This is a genomic window from Coleofasciculus sp. D1-CHI-01 (genome assembly GCF_040218875.1).
In the GTDB taxonomy this organism is placed as follows: Bacteria; Cyanobacteriota; Cyanobacteriia; order Cyanobacteriales; family Coleofasciculaceae; genus Coleofasciculus.
Window position 1 is genome coordinate 1 of record NZ_JAVJQP010000063.1, and the last position, 3,658, is coordinate 3,658.

Here is a 3,658-nt window from a genome sequence, read left to right on the forward strand (position 1 = left end):
TGCGAGCTATGGAAGCCAGGACATATCCGGACTTAGCCAAAGCGATAGAAAAAGCATTTAGCCAAGTTTCTTTAGATGACATCAAAGGATGGTTTACTCATTGTTGCTACTGTACCTCACTAGACTGAGAAATGCTGTATAATGTATTTTTTGAGTCCAATCAAAGTTATTATAGCTTATTTAAAGAAGCTCAAGTGAGTTGGAAAAAGACTCAAAAAAAGAATCCGGCTAAAAATGATGAATTAGTCAAAGCTAAAAAAAAAGAAATAGAGGCAAGGCTAGAAAAATGGAAACCGGAAATAGAAGCTGGAAGCCGGACGGTGCTTATGCTTGACGAATGTCATCTGCTGTGGGGTGATTGGTTAGGTTATGCGTGGGGAAGAACAGATGTAAGAATAGAAGTTCCTCTCAAAAATGAAAAAGAAAGACAGACTTATTATGGGGCTTTAGATTATCAAACCCAAGAGTTTATAGTCAAAGAATATAAAAGTGAAAACAGCGAAAATACAATCGATTTCATCGAGTATTTACAAAGGAAGCGACCCGGGAAAAAATTATCGATATTTTGGGATGGTGCAACTTACCATGATTCTAAGCAGTTTCGAGAATACTTAAAGACAATTAATCAAGATTTATCAGAGGAAGACTGGTTGATAAGTTGTACGAAATTTGCTCCGAACGCTCCCGAACAAAATCTAGTCGAAGATATTTGGTTGCAAGTTAAAACTTTCATTAGACAATTTTATCATCTTTGCAGCTATTTTAAAATAGTTAAGTGGTTATTTAAGTTTTTTGCTGATGGTCAAATATTCGATTTTCCAAAAATATTTCAGTATGGAAAATTGCCACAACCTATTTAGGATTGCTATACTTTAGACGATTCGAGACATCCTACAAACTCATCTTGAACTGTGCCGAAAATCTCCCCTACCCCGACTTTTATCAAGCATGGCACAATCCCCCCACCACTCCCCATCCCGAAATCACCGACCAAACCCCCCATAACAGCGAAACAACCTTCGCCCCCATCAACCTCGCCCAAGCCCTACAAAACCAGCCCATCCTCATCCTCAACGCCCAACTCCTCGCCACCGAAACCCGCGAAAGTGAAATCGCCCTCACCCTCAGCGAACTCATCTGGGATACCACCTGTCCCGAGGAAGACCTCCCGGAACCCGCCACCCCTGCCCAACTGCGCCGCCACCTCAAACCACTACAACGCCGCCAACTCCTCCCCCACCGCGCCCTCCTCCTCACCGACTGCGAACATCCCACCCCGGAACTCATCACCTTCTGTGCAAAACTCACCGGGGTCATTGCCGTTGCCTTCCTCACCGACGACCTCCTAGAAGCGCCGTTAAAAGGCTTTCCCCCCAATCAACCGAATCTAATCTCCGCCATTGAAACTTGGTTAGAGGAGATGTAGGTTAGTCAATCTGTCCTTTAAGGAGTATTTGTAATTTCCACAATCATTTCCCCTTGGCGCAATTGCTCTAACGCATCTGGCAAAGTTGCTCTCAACAATTGTCGCAAGTTGCGGTTAGTAACATTGCCACAAGTTAGCCATAAAATTTGAGGAGGCGAGCCTAAACGACAGACCAAATCGATGAAATCACTGTCTTTCGTAATAAGCACAACATTTTCAGCCCGTGCTGCTGCAAAAATTTCGATATCTTGAGCATCCCGCAGCCCTAAATCTCGCAATGCACTCCCGTCTAAACCAAAGGTTTCTGTCAACCAATTTGCCAGGGTGGGCGGAAGTTGAGCATCGATCCAAATCTTCATGCGGTTAGTCGAGGAAAATCAGTACGTCGTGCTGCAAAGACTAAACAAGCTTGGATATCTGCTAGTTCTAAATCAGGGAAGTCTTCTAGAATTTCAGAAATGCTAACATTTTCTGCCAACATCTCTAAAATATCGGTGACTCGAATTCGCATTCCTCGAATACAGGGACGACCACCACATTGACCAGGATTTTGCGTAATTCGGTTTAGTAAGTCAGGAGTTAAACTCATAAATTCTTGAGTCTTAATTAGTTATTTTTTCTAATTAATAATAGCATATCAAACCCCCCCAAGGGTTTGATATCGCGGTACTCAATCAACTCGCCCGGTTTAGCCATCCACCTATTGCCGTGGTTGTACGCGAACCCCTTGCTAATTGCCAATTAACGCAATTCCTGGGGGAATGAAGAATGTCGCGCCCACCTAACTGGGGCGATTTTTTCTTAATTTAAGATGAGAATCTGCTAGTTTTACTCCGGGAAAAATGCGGGATACACAAAAGCAAATGCCGTCGAACTGGGAATCCGTGTGCCATCTAATTCTTCGACAATAACCGTTTCCAGCTCATCGTCCCAACGAGCGCGAATTTGCCGATTATTGAAGTCTACCACTTTTGTACCAACTTGTTCGAGTTCTTGGTGAGGAAACTGATGATTAGCACCGGAGAAACGGTTTTTTGGCGTTTGCTCGTCTGACTTCCAAACATAACTAATAATGGCTTTGGGATGAAGCGTCAGTTCATCCTGATTGCGAACTGGAAATACAAGCTCTTCATTCGTGTAATAGTTGCCATAGGGATAATCCATGTAATCGCGGCTGTATCCCGTATCCGTGGAGAGAATTTTACTGTCGGGATGCTCGGCTAGCCAGTCTCCCAAGGTCGTTTTAACGGCTGGAAGCCTGTTTAGAGAACGGTTAACATTGGCACCCACGACACCAAGCGCCCAAGGTTGAGCATAAAGGGTATCATCGGCGCGATCGTACATCACTAGACAACTTTGATACAGCTTACCCGATACTCCGTAGGTGGTGTTCCCTCGGTCAAAGACTACAATAGTATCGCACAGGGGACAATAGGAAACCGTTAGGTTAGTGTCGCCGACTGTATCGTTGACAATTTCGTGCCAATTCATAATCCCATAAGGATAGGCTTTGGCTTCTCCATTGACGACAACACCAATGACGAATTCATCCTGATCAAACGGTGTTGTTTCGGCGGTATCGAAGCGCGGATTATCGACACTGGGAATGCCATCTTTAGGCGGTCCGCCATCGAGAAGTTGAGTTAAGTCAATGCGGGTATTTTCCTTCGGATTAATGTTCTGCTTGCGGAGGTCATCAAATTCCTGGGTTTGGTCATGAAAATGTTTGGTGAGAGAGAAGTATTGAAGTTTAAAATCTTCCCAGCCACCCGCTTCTAGAACCAATGTCCCCAAAAGTAAGGCAACCAAGGAAATACCACTGAGGGTTATTTTAATGGTTCTATTCATGGAATGTTTTCTCAACTCGTCGTTAAGTCTTAGCTGGGGCAGAAGCTAATACCACCAAGGAGGTTAAGATGCCGACATTGTAAATAAAGTAAAATCTCCTAGCCCCTATTGATCAGATTAATACGGCTTTTTAAAATTCCCCTAAAGCGATAATGAGAATAAGATGAGAAGGTGCTTGAATAGCTAATTAGGACTTGATACACAAGTCGAACCCCCTTATCAATCAAGGGTTAAAGGGCGATTGAAACTGCATAAAGTGCTTTCGTTTTGACACATATATGCTGGATATCCTGGCATTTGTCGAGGATGCGATCGCCTTCGACACTAAGCTGTTCGGCATTTAAACCTTAATGTCAATAATGGCTCTCATCCTTGTAGTGCGAG

The 3,658-nt window shown here is 43.8% G+C and carries 4 protein-coding genes and 1 pseudogene; 2 read left to right on the forward strand and 3 right to left on the reverse strand.

What is annotated here, in order from left to right; all coding sequences use genetic code 11:
- Positions 1-137: 137 nt before the first annotated feature.
- Positions 138-860, forward strand: a pseudogene (locus RIB93_RS12240) (IS630 family transposase); the annotation flags it as partial.
- 2 nt (positions 861-862) lie between these two features.
- Entirely contained in the window at positions 863-1,426 is a 564-nt protein-coding gene (locus RIB93_RS12245; protein WP_446373044.1) for an NACHT C-terminal alpha/beta 1 domain-containing protein, read from the forward strand.
- A 17-nt stretch (positions 1,427-1,443) separates the two neighbouring features.
- Here the strand turns inward: RIB93_RS12245 and RIB93_RS12250 are convergent, their stop codons facing one another.
- The 3 genes from RIB93_RS12250 to RIB93_RS12260 all read right to left on the reverse strand — a co-directional run bounded on the left by RIB93_RS12250 (position 1,444) and on the right by RIB93_RS12260 (position 3,274).
- Complete coding sequence (locus tag RIB93_RS12250; RefSeq protein ID WP_446373045.1) at positions 1,444-1,785, reverse strand: DUF5615 family PIN-like protein; 342 nt, start codon at positions 1,783-1,785, stop codon at positions 1,444-1,446.
- Positions 1,782-2,015, reverse strand: coding sequence for a DUF433 domain-containing protein (locus RIB93_RS12255; protein ID WP_446373046.1), 234 nt, complete (start codon positions 2,013-2,015; stop codon positions 1,782-1,784). Before RIB93_RS12255 ends, RIB93_RS12250 begins: the two co-directional genes overlap by 4 nt.
- Before the next feature lie 239 nt (positions 2,016-2,254).
- Entirely contained in the window at positions 2,255-3,274 is a 1,020-nt protein-coding gene (locus RIB93_RS12260; RefSeq protein WP_446373047.1) for a DUF3179 domain-containing protein, read from the reverse strand.
- Positions 3,275-3,658 lie beyond the last annotated feature (384 nt).

Coding starts and splice junctions, on each gene's coding strand:
- RIB93_RS12260 (WP_446373047.1), bottom strand. CDS start 3,274: ATGAATAGAACCATTAAAATAACCCTCAGTGGTATTTCCTTGGTTGCC.
- RIB93_RS12250 (WP_446373045.1), bottom strand. CDS start 1,785: ATGAAGATTTGGATCGATGCTCAACTTCCGCCCACCCTGGCAAATTGG.
- RIB93_RS12255 (WP_446373046.1), bottom strand. CDS start 2,015: ATGAGTTTAACTCCTGACTTACTAAACCGAATTACGCAAAATCCTGGT.